We start from the raw sequence: 13,306 nt of genomic DNA, 5'->3' as shown, positions 1-13,306 counted from the left end.
AGCGCTACTCCGCGGCCTTCCAGGCTGCCGAGAAGTCGAGTCTGCTCGAGGCCTCGAACTGGGCGCCCTGGACGCCTGGCGCCTGGACGAGGTTCGTCGACAGCTGGATGACGGGCACAGCATAGCCCTCTTCGAGCAGCTGGGTGACGGCCGCGTCGACCTCGGTCTGGCGTGCATCCGCGTCGATGATCGCGGCCTGCGAGTTGAGGACCTCGTCGATCGGGCCTACCTCGCGGTAGTTGTACTTGTTGCCGCCCTCGGCCGAGAAGAACACACGGAGCGCGTCGGGGTCGGCGCGCGTGATGTTGGCCCAGGTGAACGGCTGCGTGCCGTCGTTGATGGCGGTGACGTCGGCGATCGCACCCTCGCGGAGCTGCAGGTCGATGCCAACGGCCGCCAGCTGCACCTGCACCTGCTCGAGCACGTTGGTGGTGGGCTGCCAGTAGTTGAGCTCGAAGCTCAGCTTCTGGCCGTCCTTCTCGCGGACTCCGTCTGCGCATTCGGTCCAGCCGGCCTCATCGAGCAGCTTGGCCGCGTCCTCAGGGTTGAACTCGAGGATGTCGCTCTTGTCGCTGTAGTACGGCGTCGAGGTGGCGAGCACGCTCGTCGCGGCGCTGTCCTGCGGCGTCAGGAGCGCGAGGAGCTCCTCGCGGTTGATGCTCTTCTGCACGGCGAGGCGCACCTTCTCGTCGGAGAGGATCGGGTGCGACGCGTTGGGGATGAGGTTGTAGACGACGCCGGGGTTTGCCCGGTTCTCGACCGTCGCCCCTGCACCCTCGAGGGCCGCGAGGTCGACGATCGACACTTCGGTCGACACATCGAGCTGACCAGACTGGAGGGAGCCGGTGAGCGTCGATGCCTCAGGGATGACGGAGTAGGTGATCGTGTCGAGGTACGGGCGCTCGGTGTTGCCCGTGGTGGATGCGCCCCACGCGTAGTCCTCGCGGGCGGCGAGGACGGTCTCGGAGTTCGGCGTGTAGCTCTCGACCGTGAAGGGGCCGGAACCGACGTAGTCGCCTGCGCAGCGCTGTTCCTGGCTGAGCTTCGTGCTCTCGGTGGAGACGAGGCCGAGGGTGAAGGTCGAGGTTGCCTGCAGGAACTGCGCGGAGGGCTCGGCGAAGGTGTAGGTCACCGTCTGCGGGTCGACGACGGTCACCGACTCGAGTCCGGCGAGGTAGAGGTTGCCGAGCGCGGACTTCGCGCCAAGCGCCTGGACGCCCTCGGCGTTTGCTTTGACGGCCTCCGCGTCGATCGGGGTGCCGTCGGCGAAGGTCGGGCCCTCAGCGAGCTTGAAGGTGAACTCCTTGGCGTCGTCGGAGATCTCCCACGACTCGGCGAGCCACGGCAGCACCTCTCCAGTCTCGACGTCCTGCGCCGTGAGCGACGCGACGGTCTGACGGGCGATGTTGACGTTGTTGTTGTTGCTGACCTGGGCGGGGTCGATGCATCCGATGTCGCTGAGGATGCCGACACGCAGGTTTCCGCCCTGAACTGGGTCCGCATCCGCCGCCGGAGTCGCCCCAGACTGCCCGGCACACGATGCCAGGGCCATCATCCCGACCGCAGCGAGGGCGGCAGCGGAGAGCGATCTGGTCGAGCGGGTCATATGGACTCCTTCATGGTGGGGAATGTCCCGAGACTAAGAAGACGGCCGCCCGCGGAAGCGGGCGGCCGAAACTTCAGGTACCAGGAGGACATGCGGGGTCACATTGCTGGGGCGAGCCGTCAGGACAGGAACGCAGCGAGGTCCTGGAGCTCCTGGGGCGAGATGCCGTGTGCGAGGCCCTCGTAGAGCCGCTCGGTCGCGGTGGCGTGACCCGCGAGCCAGCCAGTCGTGCGCTCGAAGGTCCCGTCGCTGATGATCTGGTCCCGGTCGCCCCGCCCGAAGTACACGGCGGGGCGGATGCGGGCAAGCTCCGCGTCGCCCGGCTGCTCGCCTTGCAGGGAGAAGCCGGAGAGCACGGCTCCCCGCTCGAAGCGCTGCGGGTCGCGCCGCAGGAGCTGGGTCACCATGAGCCCTCCCTGCGAGAAGCCGATGGGGATGACGTTCGCTGCCGGCGGCGTGTGTTCGTCGAGCCAGGCGAGCACCGCGTCGGTCGCGGCAGAGGCCTGCTCTGGGTCGGGCAAGCCCGGACGGTCGATGGGCACCCACGCGTAGGAGCCAACCTCGGCCGGCGTCTGCTCGCGCAGGACAAGCGGCGCGCGCAGAGAGGCCCAGTCGAAGTGGGAGCCGAGTGCGGGCAGCAGGCTCGTGAGGTCGTCCTCGTGCGAGCCGTAGCCGTGCATGAGCAGCAGGATCGGCCGGTTGCCCGGCTCGCGGGCGGCTGCGCCACCGAACGAGGAGAGTGCCGTCGTGATCTTGAGGCGGCTCATGCGGCCACCGCCTGCCGGCGCGTACGGAGCACAACCTCGGAGTTCCACGGGTCGAGGACCGTGATTGCTGCACCGTCGTCGGCGAACTGCAAGCCGGCGCTGCGCAGCCGGTCGGAGACCGCGTCGAGCTCGGAGCGCGCTGGCACCTCGATCGTGAGCTGGCCGAGCCCGAGGGTCGCGGCCCGTGGGCCGGCGCCCGCGCTGTTCCACACGTTGAGGGCGACGTGGTGGTGGTATCCGCCCGCACTCACGAAGAGGGCGCCAGGATAGGTCGTCGTCGTCTCGAAGCCGAGGGTGTCGACGTAGAAGCCCTTCGCGGTGTCGACGTCACCGACCTGCAGGTGCACGTGGCCGACGTCGGCCCCGGCGCTCTGGGGCGCATCCGCCGTCGCTTCGACGAGGTTGGCGCGAAGATAGGCGTTCGGGTCGAGGTACTCGGTCGCCATCGCGATGCGACCGGAGGCGTCGAGCCACGTGTCGCGGGGGCGGTCGGTGTAGAGCTCGATGCCGTTGCCCTCTGGGTCGGTGAAGTAGAAGGCCTCGCTCACGTGGTGGTCGGAGGACCCGACGAACTGCGAGCGATTGTGCTGCGCCGCCCGGTACACGGTCGCGGCGAGGTCGCTCGGAGTCTCGAAGAGGAGAGCGGTGTGGAAGAGGCCTGCGGCGCGCCGCGACGGGACGGGGAGGCCTGGCGTGTGGCGGAGGCGCACCAGCGGCACGGCTCCTCGTCCGAGGGTGATCTCGCCATCGGTCTCGGAGATGGGGTCGAGCGCGAGCGCGGTTCGGTAGTACTCGGATTGCGCGGCGAGGTCGCCGACGTGGAGGGAGACGAGGCCCATGCCTGTGCCTGCGTCGAGCTTGTCGCCATCTGTTGTCGTCATGGCAGGAACCGTAGCACTCAAAAACTTGCATCTACAAGTAAAAGACACGAGAATGGCTGCATGACCGAACCCAGATGGCTCTCCGCCGACGAGCAGCACTCCTGGCTGCACTTCATCGGGGTCGTCGAGCTCCTTCCCGGCGCGCTCGACACGCAGCTCGGCAACGACGCCGGCATCACGCACTATGAGTATCTCGTGATGGCGGTGCTCTCCGAGTCACCGGGTCGGAGCCTGCGTATGACCGACCTCGCGACGCGCACGAACGCCACGCTCCCCCGCCTGTCGCGGGTTGTCCTCGGTCTCGAGCAGCGCGGCTATGTCGAGCGCACGAGCCACCCCGGTGACCGAAGGGCGAAGATCGCGAAGCTCAGCGACGGGGGCATGTCATTCCTCGAGGACACGGCGCCTGGCCACGTCGCCAAGGTCCGGGAGCTCATCGTCGACGCGCTCACGCCCGAGGAGTTCAGCACGCTCGGCCGGATCTCCCAGAAGCTGCTCGGTCGGATCGACCCCGAAGATCGCTTCGGCGTGCACCGAATTGCAGCGGACGCCGCACCTGGCGACTCCGAGCCGCTCGCACGGCTGGGCATCGGCGCCCCGGCGACTCGCGCGCTTGCGGAAGTCGGTCAGACGCTCCTCGGTGACGTCGCGGGCGCAAGCCGCGAGCACCTGCTCTCCCTCCACGGCGTCGGACCGCGTGCCGTCGGCATCCTCGAGGGGGCCCTCGACGCCCGCGGACTCTCACCGCTCGAGCGCTGAGGGCCAGGCAGGGGCCTGACCCTCAGCACCTTTGACGGCTACGCGGCGGCGAGGTGCGCCTCGCGCTCCACTCTGGGCGCGACCGGACGCTCGCACAGGTGATGCGCGTAGGCGGGGATCGTGAGGAACGTCGGGAACTCGTCCTCGAGCGCCACTCGTCGGAGGATCTCTGCCGCGGCGGAGAAGCGGTCGCCCTCGAACCGGGGAGCGTCGCTGAGTGCCCCCTCGAGCAGTGCGCCGACGAGGCCCCGCGTGACCCGGGTACCTGAATCCGTGACGGTCTCCTGCGCGATCCACTGCCAGAGCTGTGATCGCGAGATCTCTGCCGTTGCCGCGTCCTCCATGAGGTTGTCGATCGCGACCGCACCGACGCCCCGAAGCCAGCTCTCGATGTAGCGCAGCGCGACGGACACGTTGGCGCGAACCCCCTCGTCGGTCACGTGCTTCTCGAGCGAGCGAACGTCGAGCAGCTGAGCTGCGGTCACCTCGACGTCTGAGCGGTCCCGGTCGAGCTGGTTCGCGGCACCGTCGAGCACGGCATCGAACTCGGCACGGGCGACGTCGATGAGACCGGGATGCGCGACCCACGAGCCGTCGAACCCGTCGGCAGCTTCCCTCGACTTATCGGCCCGCACCTTCTCGAGCGCGCGGGCCGTGACCTCCGGCTCGCGAGAGTTCGGGATGAAGGCGCTCATGCCGCCGATGGCGTGCGCGCCGCGTGCGTGGCAGGTCCGCACGAGCAGTTCCGTGTAGGCGCGCATGAACGGGACCGTCATGGTGATCCTGTCGCGGTTGGGGAAGACGTACTGGGGGCCGCGCGAGCGGTAGTGCTTGATGAAGCTGAAGATGTAGTCCCATCTCCCCGCGTTGAGGCCGGCGCAGTGCTCGCGCAGCTCGTAGAGGATCTCGTCCATCTCGAACGCCGCTGGGAGCGTCTCGATGAGCACGGTCGCCCTGATCGTGCCGTGGTCGATACCGAGCGCCAGCTCCGAGAAGGTGAAGACGTCGTCCCAGAGGCGCGCTTCGAGGTGATTCTCGAGCTTGGGCAGGTAGAAGTACGGGCCGCGGCCGCGGTTGATGAGCTCCCTCGCATTATGGAAGAAGTACAGCCCGAAGTCGACGAGGGATCCGGAGGCGGGACGCTGCTGCCCAGAGCGGTCGGTGTAGCTCAGGTGCTTCTCGACGAGGTGCCAGCCTCTGGGGCGCACGATGATCGTCGGCGTCGACTCGGCCGTGACCGCGTACTCCTTGCCTTCTGGGCTCGTGTACTCGATGCGATCCCTGACAGCGTCGAGCAGCGAGACCTGGCCGCCGACGATGTTCTGCCACGTCGGACTCGTCGCGTCCTCGAGGTCGGCCAGCCAGGCGTTCGCCCCGGAGTTGAGGGCGTTGATCGTCATCTTGCGGTCGGTGGGCCCGGTGATCTCGACGCGACGGTCCTCGAGGCCGGGGCCTGCCCCCGCGACCCGCCAGGTGCGGTCCTCTCTGATGGCGGACGTCTCGCTGAGGAAGCGGAAGTCGCGTCCGTTCTCGACAGCCTTGCGGCCGTCCATCCGCGCAAGGAGTCGCTCGTGGCGTCTGCCGGCGAACTGGTCGTGGAGCCGGAGGACAAATTCGAGGGCTTCGCGCGTGAGGATCTCGTCGAAGCGGTCGCCGGTGGGTCCCGTGACCTTGAGTCGTGGCTCTGGAATGGTGTTCATGGTGGTGGCTGCTTTCGTGTCTTGGGGCAGTGAGGTCTGCGAGGTCGGTGAAGTCTGCGAGGTCGGTGAGGTCAGCGAAGCCGCGGGGTTCAGTGGAACTGCTCTGACTCGGTGGAGCCGACAAGCGCGAGGGTCGAGCTGCTCCGGTTGAGACTCGAGGACAAGCGGTCGAAGTAGCCGGTGCCGACTTCCCGCTGGTGCTTGGTGGCGGTGTAGCCGTCTGCTTCGCTCGCGAACTCGGCCTCCTGCAGGTCGACGTAGGCGCTCATGTGGCGGGCGCTGTAGTCGCGGGCGAGCGTGTACATCGAGTGGTTGAGCGCGTGGAACCCAGCGAGGGTGATGAACTGGAACGTGTAGCCCATCGCCGCGAGCTCCCGCTGGAACGCCGCGATCTGCGCGTCGTCGAGGTGACGCTTCCAGTTGAACGAGGGCGAGCAGTTGTAGGCGAGCTTCTTGCCGGGGAACTCTGCGTGGATGCTCTCCGCGAAGGTTCGAGCGAGCTCGAGATCAGGCTCGCCGCTCTCGACCCAGAGCAGGTCGGCGTACGGCGCGTAGGCGTGGCCTCGCGCGAGCACCGTCTCGATGCCGGGCTTCGTCTCGTAGAAGCCCTCCGCGGTTCGCTCCCCCGTCAGGAACGCCCGGTCGCGCTCGTCGACGTCGCTCGTGATGAGGTTGGCGGCGAGCGAGTCGGTTCTCGCGATGATGACGCTTGGTACCCCAGCGACGTCGGCGGCGAGGCGCGCGGCGTTGAGGGTGCGGATGTGCTGCTGGGTCGGCACGAGCACCTTGCCACCCATGTGCCCGCACTTCTTCTCGCTCGCGAGCTGGTCTTCCCAGTGCACGCCAGCGGCACCGGCCTGGATCATGGAGGCCATGAGCTCGTAGGCGTTGAGCGGGCCGCCGAAGCCGGCCTCCGCGTCGGCGACGATCGGCGCGAGCCAGTCGCGGCTCGGCGCCCCGTCCTCGGCCGTCTCGATCTGGTCCGCCCGCAGGAGGGCGTTGTTGATGCGACGCACGACGGCCGGGACGGAGTTCGCCGGGTAGAGGCTCTGGTCCGGGTAGGTCTGGCCGGAGAGGTTCGCGTCCGCCGCGACCTGCCATCCCGAGAGGTAGATGGCCTTCAGGCCGGCTCGCACCTGCTGCACGGCCTGGTTGCCGGTGAGGGCGCCGAGAGCTGCGACCCAGCTCCCGTCCTCGCCGTTCACCAGGTCCCAGAGACGCTCGGCGCCTCGCCTCGCGAGCGTCTGCTCCTCGACGACGCTCCCCCGGAGCGCGACGACGTCCTCGGCGGAGAAGTCGCGGGTGATCCCGCTCCAGCGGGCCTCGGTCTTCCAGGCCGTCTCGATCGCCGCGGCCTTCGCCTGCGCCGCCTCTGGCGCCTGGTGGGTCGTCTCGTTCATGGTGAGCTCCTTTGCTCGAAAAACTGTGGATGTGTTGATCCTGTGCCGAATCAGCCACCAAATCAGGAGATTCTCGCTAGAAATCTGCCAATTCTTCTAGCGCACAGAAGGATGCGTGTGGCACGGTGGCCTGCATGGACATCGACGTTCTGACCCTCGGCCGACGCATCCGCTCACTCAGACAGGAGCGGGGCCTCACCCTCGAGACGCTCGGGACTGCGATCGAGCGCGCGCCGTCACAGGTCTCCGCGATCGAGACCGGGAAGCGGGAGGTTCGACTCTCGGAGCTGCAGGCGTTTGCGCGCCTCTTCGGCGTGACGGTCGACGAACTGCTCTCCGACGCCCCGCTCTCGAAGCGAGCTGCCCTCGAGGTGGAGCTCGAGCGGGCGCAGGCCGGGAGGATCGCGCTTGCCCTTGGACTCGAGCCACTTCGCATCCGTCGCGCGCTGAGCGACGAGGCCATCGAGACGATCCTGGCGCTCTACCGCGAGCTCGCGAGGATCGACTCGGAGCGGGCGGCGACCCCGGAGGAGGCGAGGCGAGCGAACACGGAGCTCCGCCTCGCCATGCGCGAACGGGACAACTACTACCCGGAGATCGAGGAGCGGGCGGCCGCGCTGCTCGCGAGCGTCGGGCACGACGACGGCCCGCTCTCGCAGCGCACGGCAGCCGATATCGCGGCGCATCTGGGGCTGACGCTGCACTACGTGCGTGACCTCCCCGTCTCCACCCGCTCGGTGATCGACCGGAGACACGGGCGCATCTACGTGCCGCTCTCCCAGTCTCCGGATGCGGACCCGCGATCGATCATCCTGCAGACCATCTCGAGCTACGTGCTCGGCCACGAGGCCCCGCGCGACTACGCAGAGTTCCTCCTCCAGCGGGTGGAGACGAACTACTTCACGGGCGCGCTCCTCATCCCGGAACACGGCGCGGCCAAGCTCATGTCCGGGGCCAAGGAGCGCCGCGCCCTCTCCGTCGAGGATCTGCGCGACGCCTACGGCGTGAGCTACGAGACGGCCGCCCACCGGTTCACGAACCTCGCAACCCACCACCTCGGCATCCCGGTCCACTTCCTCAAGGTGAGCGAGTCCGGCGTCATCTCTAAGGCGTACGAGAACGACAGCGTGAGCTTCCCCACCGACGCGCTCGGGGCCGTCGAGGGCCAGTTCGTGTGCAGGCAATGGAGCGCGAGGCGCGTCTTCGACGTCGAAGACCGCTTCAGCCCGTACCACCAGTACACCGACAAGCCGGTTGGCACCTACTGGTGCACCTCCCGCATCCAGACGACCCCGCGTGGCACGTTCTCGGTGAGCGTCGGCACGGCATTCGAGCACGCGAAGTGGTTCTCGGGCCGCGAGACGCCGCGCAGACACACGTCGACGTGCCCGCACGGCGACTGCTGCAGACGCCCGCCCGAGTCGCTCACCGCGAGGTGGGCCGGCGCCTCGTTCCCGAACGCCCGCCTGCACACCTCACTGCATGCGGCGATGCCGACGGGAGCGTTCCCCGGAGTCGACGAGGTCGAGGTGTACGAGTTCCTCGAGCGTCACGCCCCGGCGACGCCGCCAGTTCCGAGCAGCTGACCGCTCGATGCCTCGGCCGACGGCGGTTCGACCGGCAGGCCCAACGTCTCGCGAAGAGTCGCGCCAGGCGTGTAGTCCTCGCGGTAGACGCCGCGCTCCTGCAGCTCGGGGATGACCTCGTCGACGAAGCGATCGAGGCCGTTCGGGATGAGGGAGGGGACGATGACAAAACCGTCGGACGCCCCGCCCTGCACGTAGCGGGAGATCTCGTCGGCGATGTGCGACCCGGTGCCGACGAAGGTGTGCCGGGTGTTGAGCTTCACCATGAGCTCCCGCACGCTGAGCGACTCGCGCTCCGCGATCTCCCGGAACTTCGAGATCTGAGCGCGCTGCTTGGACAGGTCGTTGGCCTGACCGGCGCGGATGAGCTCGTCGCCTGGCTCGAGGTCGGGAAGCGGGCCGTCGGGGTCGACGCCGGACAAGTCTCTTCCCCACACCTGTTCCAGCATCGCGATTGCCGTCTGCGGGCTGACCTGGGCAAGCGACTCCTCGCGGGAACGCTCACGCGCATCCGCCTCGGAGTCGCCGACGACAAACGTCGCTGCCGGCATGATGAGCAGCGAGTCCCTCGAGCGCCCGACGGCTGGCAGGCGCCCCTTGACGTCGTCGTAGAAGCGCTTGCCGTCCTCGAAGGCGGCGTGGAGCGAGAAGATGATCTCGGCGTTGGCGGACGCGAAGTCGCGGCCCGCGGGCGAGTCGCCCGCCTGCACGATCACGGGGTAGCGCTGCGGGCTGCGTGGGACGTTCGAGATTGTCTCGATGTCGAAGTGCTTGCCGACGTGGTTGACGCGGCGCACGCCGTCCGCGCGGAGGTACTCGCCGCGGCCAGGGTTCGCGGCGATCGCGTCGGCCTCCCACGAGTCCCAGAGGCGCTTCGAGAGCCGGACGAACTCCTCAGCACGCTCGTATCGCTCCGCGTACTCGAGGAAGCCACCTCGGCGGAAGTTCTGGCCGTGGAAGGCGTCACTCGAGGTGACGACGTTCCAGCCGGCCCGCCCTTCCGAGAGGTGGTCGAGCGTCGCGAGCTGCCTCGCGAGGTCGGTCGGCTCGTTGAAGGTCGAGGAGAGCGTGCCGACGAGCCCGATGTTCGTCGTGATGCTCGCGAGGGCGGCCAGGATGATGAGCGTGTTCGGGCGTCCCACGACGTCGAGCTCGTGGATGCGGCCCTTGTGCTCCCGCAGCCTGAGTCCCTCGGCGAGGAACAGGTAGTCGAACCTTCCACGCTCGGCGGTCTCCGCGAACGCGCGGAACGAGGCGAGGTCGATCTGGCTCCCCGCGTCAGGATCCGTCCAGATGGTCGTGTTGTTGACCCCCGGGAAGTGGGCTGCGAGGTGGACCTGCTTGAGTGGGGTTCCGCTCATGCGCGCTGCGCCTTTCTTGCGTTGGCCGAGCCACCGTTGACCGAGCCACTATTGACCGAGCCACCGCGGGTGCCAGGTCGCTCTGCGTGGGATGCGGCGAACCGGTTCGCGGGGCGTGGAACGAGCCCAAGCGTCTTGCGCAGGCTCGGAGACTTCTCCCGCGGGTTCGGGGGTGCGACGATGCCGCGCGCCTCGAGCATGGGCCGGACCCGGTCGACGAACTCCGCGACGTCGCCGTGGGTGAGGGGGCGGACGCGCACGCCGTCGAGGCCCGCATCCGCGTACTTGGCGATGAGCTCTGCCGTCGTGACGTTCGAGCGAACGACGACCCTCGTGTCGCTGCGGTACCCGGAGTCGACGCGGACGCGCTCGTCGAGGGCCCTGAAGTGCTCCTCGGTGGACCCGTCCTCGTCGCCGAGGAAGATCTCGAGGTCGGCGACGATACGGAGCGGCTCGCCCGTACGCCCGACGCGCTGCTCAGCCTCCCTGATCGCCGCGACGAGCTCGGCGACCGTCGAACGGCCGGGGGTGACAAACACAACGTCGGCCTGCCGCGCGGCAAAGTCGAACGACTCCTCGGTCTGTGCAAGCGCGAAGACGGGAGGCTGGCCCTGCGGTGACCGCGGCACGATCGACGGCCCCTTGACGCTGAAGTGCTCCCCCTCGAAATCGGCGTAGTGCAGGCGGTCGGCGTCGATGAACCGCCCGGTCTCGGGGTCGCGGATGACGGCGTCGTCCTCCCAGCTGTCCCAAAGTCGGCGGATCGCCTCGACGGAGTCCGTGCCCTCGGCGAAGATCGCGTCGAGGCCGAGCGAGCTCTTGCGCCCGAAGCTGGCCGCCTCCGCTGCGCTCGCGCTGAGCTTCGCCCGCAGGCCGGCGCGCCCAAGCGAGACGTGGTCGAGGGTCTGGATGCTCGTGGCCGCGTGGAAGGGCTCCGCGTGTGTCAGCCCGATCGTCGGGACGAGTCCGATGCGCTTCGTCCGTGGCGCCAGCGCGGCGGCGAGGAGGGTCGCGTCGAGCGAGACCTCCGCCAGCTCGCGCGAGGCCTCCCAATCTGGGGCGCTGCCTTCGATCTGGAAGGCGTCCTCGAACGTGACGTAGTCGATGCCGGCTCGCTCGGCGTGCTGCACGAGGTCTCGCCAATAGCCGAGCTCGGAGAGCCTCGTCCCGTCGCCGCGCGGCAGGACTGTCCATGCCGCTGGGTGCCAGCCCGCGCCCTGCAGCGCGATTCCGATCGTGAAGCGTCCGGGGCCTTGGCGTCTCGACATGGTGCCTCTCTCACGGGATCGGGGGCCCGGATTCGGCTGAGCGCAGAGGCCTGCATCGTTCCGGGTTGCCCGATCGTATGGCGCAGGGGCGGCACAGGAAGCCCGTCGACGTCACCCGCCGAAATGGAGTGCAACATTACGACGCGCGAGGGGCATCCGCCTCCCATCCCTCGCCGATTAGTTTGCTGTTCCATGGAGCTCGAACTCGCAGTCTTCGGCGTCGCGGCGGTTCTCATCATCGTCGCGGTCGCCGCCATCGCCCCGAGGCTCGGGGTGGCAGCCCCCATCCTTCTTGTCCTCGTGGGCATCGGCGTCGGGTACCTGCCGGGCGTACCCGACTTCGAGTTCCCGCCAGAGTTGATCCTCACGATCGTGCTCCCGCCCATCCTGTACTCGGCCGCCGTGAATGTGCCCCTGACCGACTTCAGGCGCAACCTGCGCTCCATCACGGGCCTCTCCGTACTGCTCGTCATCATCTCGGCGTTCGGCAGCGGGCTCCTCCTCTTCGCGCTCCTCCCCGACCTCAACTTGGCGGCCGCGATCGCCCTCGGCGCAGTCATCAGCCCACCAGACGCGGTGGCCGCGACGGCCGTTGGCAAGCGCCTCGGACTTCCACCTCGCCTCGTGACCGTGCTCGAGGGCGAAGGACTCGTCAACGACGCGACGGCCCTCGTCATGCTGCGCAGTGCCATAGCGGCAACGGCAGGCGCGCTCTCCTTCTGGGGGGCCGTCGGCGACTTCGTGCTCGCCGTCACGCTTGCCGTCGTGCTCGGGGCCGTCGTCGGCGCCGTCACCGTCTACATCCGCTCGAAGCTCAACAGCGCCGTGCTCACGACGGCGATCTCGTTCACGGTGCCGTTCCTCGCCTACGTGCCGACCGAGGAGGTCGGTGGCTCCGGCGTGCTCGCGGTGGTCGTCGCCGGGCTTATCACGGGCCACGCCAGCGCGAGCCGCTTCAGCCCGCAAGACCGCATGAGCGAGCGAACCAACTGGCGCACGGCGCAGCTCCTGCTCGAGAACGGCGTGTTCCTGCTCATGGGCTTCGAGCTGTCGGCGCTCATCGAGTCGGTCGACGGTGACGCGGACGGCATCGGTCTCCTGCACGCGGTCGGCATCGGGCTGCTCGCGACGCTCGCGCTTGTCATCATCCGGGTGCTCTTCGTGATCCCGCTTGTGCTCTCGCTCCGGAGTGAGCAGCGTCGTGCAGAGCTGGTGGCCCCGCGGGTGGAGCAGTTCCTCAAGCGAGTCACCGCTCCTGGCCTCGAGGGCGCCAAGCCTCGGATCGTCGATCGCGCCAAGCGAGCGAGCGCGGATATCGCCTTCTACCGCGACGAAGGGCTCGGGTGGCGGGGCGGTGCCGTGCTCGCCTGGTCGGGCATGCGCGGCGTCGTCACGCTCGCGGCGGCGCAGTCGCTGCCGGCGGACTTCCCCTACAGGCCACAGCTCGTGCTGATCGCGTTCACGGTCGCCATAGTGACGCTTGTCGTCCAGGGCGGCACCCTCCCGCTGCTCATCAGGAAGCTCGACGTGACAGGCACCGACGCCGACGCCGACGCGCGGGAGCTCGCGAGCCTCGCCGACGAGGTGTTCGACGTCGCCAAGGAGTCACTCGCGAACCCCGATCTTCGCCGAGCGGACGGCGGCGAGTACGACCCGGAGGTGCTCGAGAACGCGCGAGCCGTCGCTTCTCGAATGGGGCGGATCCTGTCGAAGCCCGTCGATCTCGACGAAGACGCTGAGGACACGCACGTCCAGCGGCGGGAGCTGACGCGCATCCTGCTCGAGAACGCCCAGCTCGCGCTGCTCGACGCACGATCGTCCGGCAGCTACTCGTCACGGACGATCGAGCAGGCGCAGCACCGCCTCGACGCCGAGGCGCTGCGCTTCGGCGGCGCGTGACGCGCACAGACGAATCCCGGCGCGAGGGCGGGGCGCCGGCTCGCCTTGAGCCAGCGCCCCGCCGGTTCGGTGCGTGCTG

At 68.6% G+C, this 13,306-nt stretch carries 10 protein-coding genes; 3 read left to right on the top strand and 7 right to left on the bottom strand.

Annotated elements, in window-relative coordinates; all coding sequences use genetic code 11:
• Positions 1-4 precede the first annotated feature (4 nt).
• The 3 genes from FHX72_RS02360 to FHX72_RS02350 all read right to left on the bottom strand — a co-directional run bounded on the left by FHX72_RS02360 (position 5) and on the right by FHX72_RS02350 (position 3,254).
• Positions 5-1,606: an ABC transporter substrate-binding protein gene (locus FHX72_RS02360; protein WP_183622822.1), complete on the bottom strand. Its 1,602-nt coding sequence runs from the start codon at positions 1,604-1,606 to the stop codon at positions 5-7.
• 119 nt (positions 1,607-1,725) lie between these two features.
• The gene (locus FHX72_RS02355) at positions 1,726-2,373 is read right to left on the bottom strand and encodes an alpha/beta hydrolase (protein ID WP_068478222.1); all 648 of its coding nucleotides are present in this window, start codon (positions 2,371-2,373) and stop codon (positions 1,726-1,728) included.
• Positions 2,370-3,254, bottom strand: coding sequence for a VOC family protein (locus FHX72_RS02350; RefSeq protein WP_183622820.1), 885 nt, complete (start codon positions 3,252-3,254; stop codon positions 2,370-2,372). The genes FHX72_RS02355 and FHX72_RS02350 overlap by 4 nt, the downstream gene beginning before the upstream one ends.
• Positions 3,255-3,314: 60 nt before the next feature.
• On the opposite strand from FHX72_RS02350, the gene FHX72_RS02345 reads away from it, so the two are divergent.
• Positions 3,315-4,013 (top strand): MarR family transcriptional regulator, encoded by a 699-nt coding sequence (locus FHX72_RS02345; RefSeq protein ID WP_082775131.1) that lies wholly within the window; start codon positions 3,315-3,317, stop codon positions 4,011-4,013.
• A 38-nt stretch (positions 4,014-4,051) separates the two neighbouring features.
• Here FHX72_RS02345 and aceB read toward each other — a convergent pair whose 3' ends face one another.
• Together aceB and aceA are read right to left on the bottom strand one after the other, a co-directional pair.
• Positions 4,052-5,713 carry a malate synthase A gene (aceB, locus tag FHX72_RS02340; protein WP_183622818.1) on the bottom strand — a complete coding sequence of 554 codons (1,662 nt, stop codon included), beginning with the start codon at positions 5,711-5,713 and terminating at the stop codon, positions 4,052-4,054.
• Positions 5,714-5,802: 89 nt separating this feature from the next.
• Positions 5,803-7,113 carry an isocitrate lyase gene (gene aceA, locus FHX72_RS02335; RefSeq protein WP_183622816.1) on the bottom strand — a complete coding sequence of 437 codons (1,311 nt, stop codon included), beginning with the start codon at positions 7,111-7,113 and terminating at the stop codon, positions 5,803-5,805.
• A 134-nt stretch (positions 7,114-7,247) separates the two neighbouring features.
• On the opposite strand from aceA, the gene FHX72_RS02330 reads away from it, so the two are divergent.
• The gene (locus FHX72_RS02330; RefSeq protein WP_183622814.1) at positions 7,248-8,699 is read left to right on the top strand and encodes an XRE family transcriptional regulator; all 1,452 of its coding nucleotides are present in this window, start codon (positions 7,248-7,250) and stop codon (positions 8,697-8,699) included.
• On the opposite strand, the gene FHX72_RS02325 is transcribed toward FHX72_RS02330, so the two are convergent.
• Together FHX72_RS02325 and FHX72_RS02320 are read right to left on the bottom strand one after the other, a co-directional pair.
• Positions 8,663-10,060: an NtaA/DmoA family FMN-dependent monooxygenase gene (locus FHX72_RS02325; protein ID WP_068493291.1), complete on the bottom strand. Its 1,398-nt coding sequence runs from the start codon at positions 10,058-10,060 to the stop codon at positions 8,663-8,665. The two genes, FHX72_RS02330 and FHX72_RS02325, sit on opposite strands and share 37 nt — an antisense overlap.
• Positions 10,057-11,328: an LLM class flavin-dependent oxidoreductase gene (locus FHX72_RS02320; RefSeq protein WP_183622812.1), complete on the bottom strand. Its 1,272-nt coding sequence runs from the start codon at positions 11,326-11,328 to the stop codon at positions 10,057-10,059. The genes FHX72_RS02325 and FHX72_RS02320 overlap by 4 nt, the downstream gene beginning before the upstream one ends.
• A gap of 192 nt (positions 11,329-11,520) precedes the next feature.
• On the opposite strand from FHX72_RS02320, the gene FHX72_RS02315 reads away from it, so the two are divergent.
• Positions 11,521-13,227 (top strand): cation:proton antiporter, encoded by a 1,707-nt coding sequence (locus tag FHX72_RS02315; protein ID WP_183622810.1) that lies wholly within the window; start codon positions 11,521-11,523, stop codon positions 13,225-13,227.
• Positions 13,228-13,306 lie beyond the last annotated feature (79 nt).

Origin of the sequence: Pseudoclavibacter helvolus, assembly GCF_014191305.1 — a bacterium.
In the GTDB taxonomy this organism is placed as follows: domain Bacteria; phylum Actinomycetota; class Actinomycetes; order Actinomycetales; family Microbacteriaceae; genus Pseudoclavibacter; species Pseudoclavibacter helvolus.
This window is presented reverse-complemented; position numbering and strand designations above follow the sequence as displayed.

Excerpts from the sequence above, each read along its gene's own strand:
- FHX72_RS02360 (WP_183622822.1), bottom strand. The coding sequence starts at position 1,606 with ATGACCCGCTCGACCAGATCGCTCTCCGCTGCCGCCCTCGCTGCGGTC.
- FHX72_RS02355 (WP_068478222.1), bottom strand. The coding sequence starts at position 2,373 with ATGAGCCGCCTCAAGATCACGACGGCACTCTCCTCGTTCGGTGGCGCA.
- FHX72_RS02320 (WP_183622812.1), bottom strand. The coding sequence starts at position 11,328 with ATGTCGAGACGCCAAGGCCCCGGACGCTTCACGATCGGAATCGCGCTG.
- aceB (WP_183622818.1), bottom strand. The coding sequence starts at position 5,713 with ATGAACACCATTCCAGAGCCACGACTCAAGGTCACGGGACCCACCGGC.
- FHX72_RS02345 (WP_082775131.1), top strand. The coding sequence starts at position 3,315 with ATGACCGAACCCAGATGGCTCTCCGCCGACGAGCAGCACTCCTGGCTG.
- FHX72_RS02330 (WP_183622814.1), top strand. The coding sequence starts at position 7,248 with ATGGACATCGACGTTCTGACCCTCGGCCGACGCATCCGCTCACTCAGA.
- aceA (WP_183622816.1), bottom strand. The coding sequence starts at position 7,113 with ATGAACGAGACGACCCACCAGGCGCCAGAGGCGGCGCAGGCGAAGGCC.
- FHX72_RS02315 (WP_183622810.1), top strand. The coding sequence starts at position 11,521 with ATGGAGCTCGAACTCGCAGTCTTCGGCGTCGCGGCGGTTCTCATCATC.
- FHX72_RS02350 (WP_183622820.1), bottom strand. The coding sequence starts at position 3,254 with ATGACGACAACAGATGGCGACAAGCTCGACGCAGGCACAGGCATGGGC.
- FHX72_RS02325 (WP_068493291.1), bottom strand. The coding sequence starts at position 10,060 with ATGAGCGGAACCCCACTCAAGCAGGTCCACCTCGCAGCCCACTTCCCG.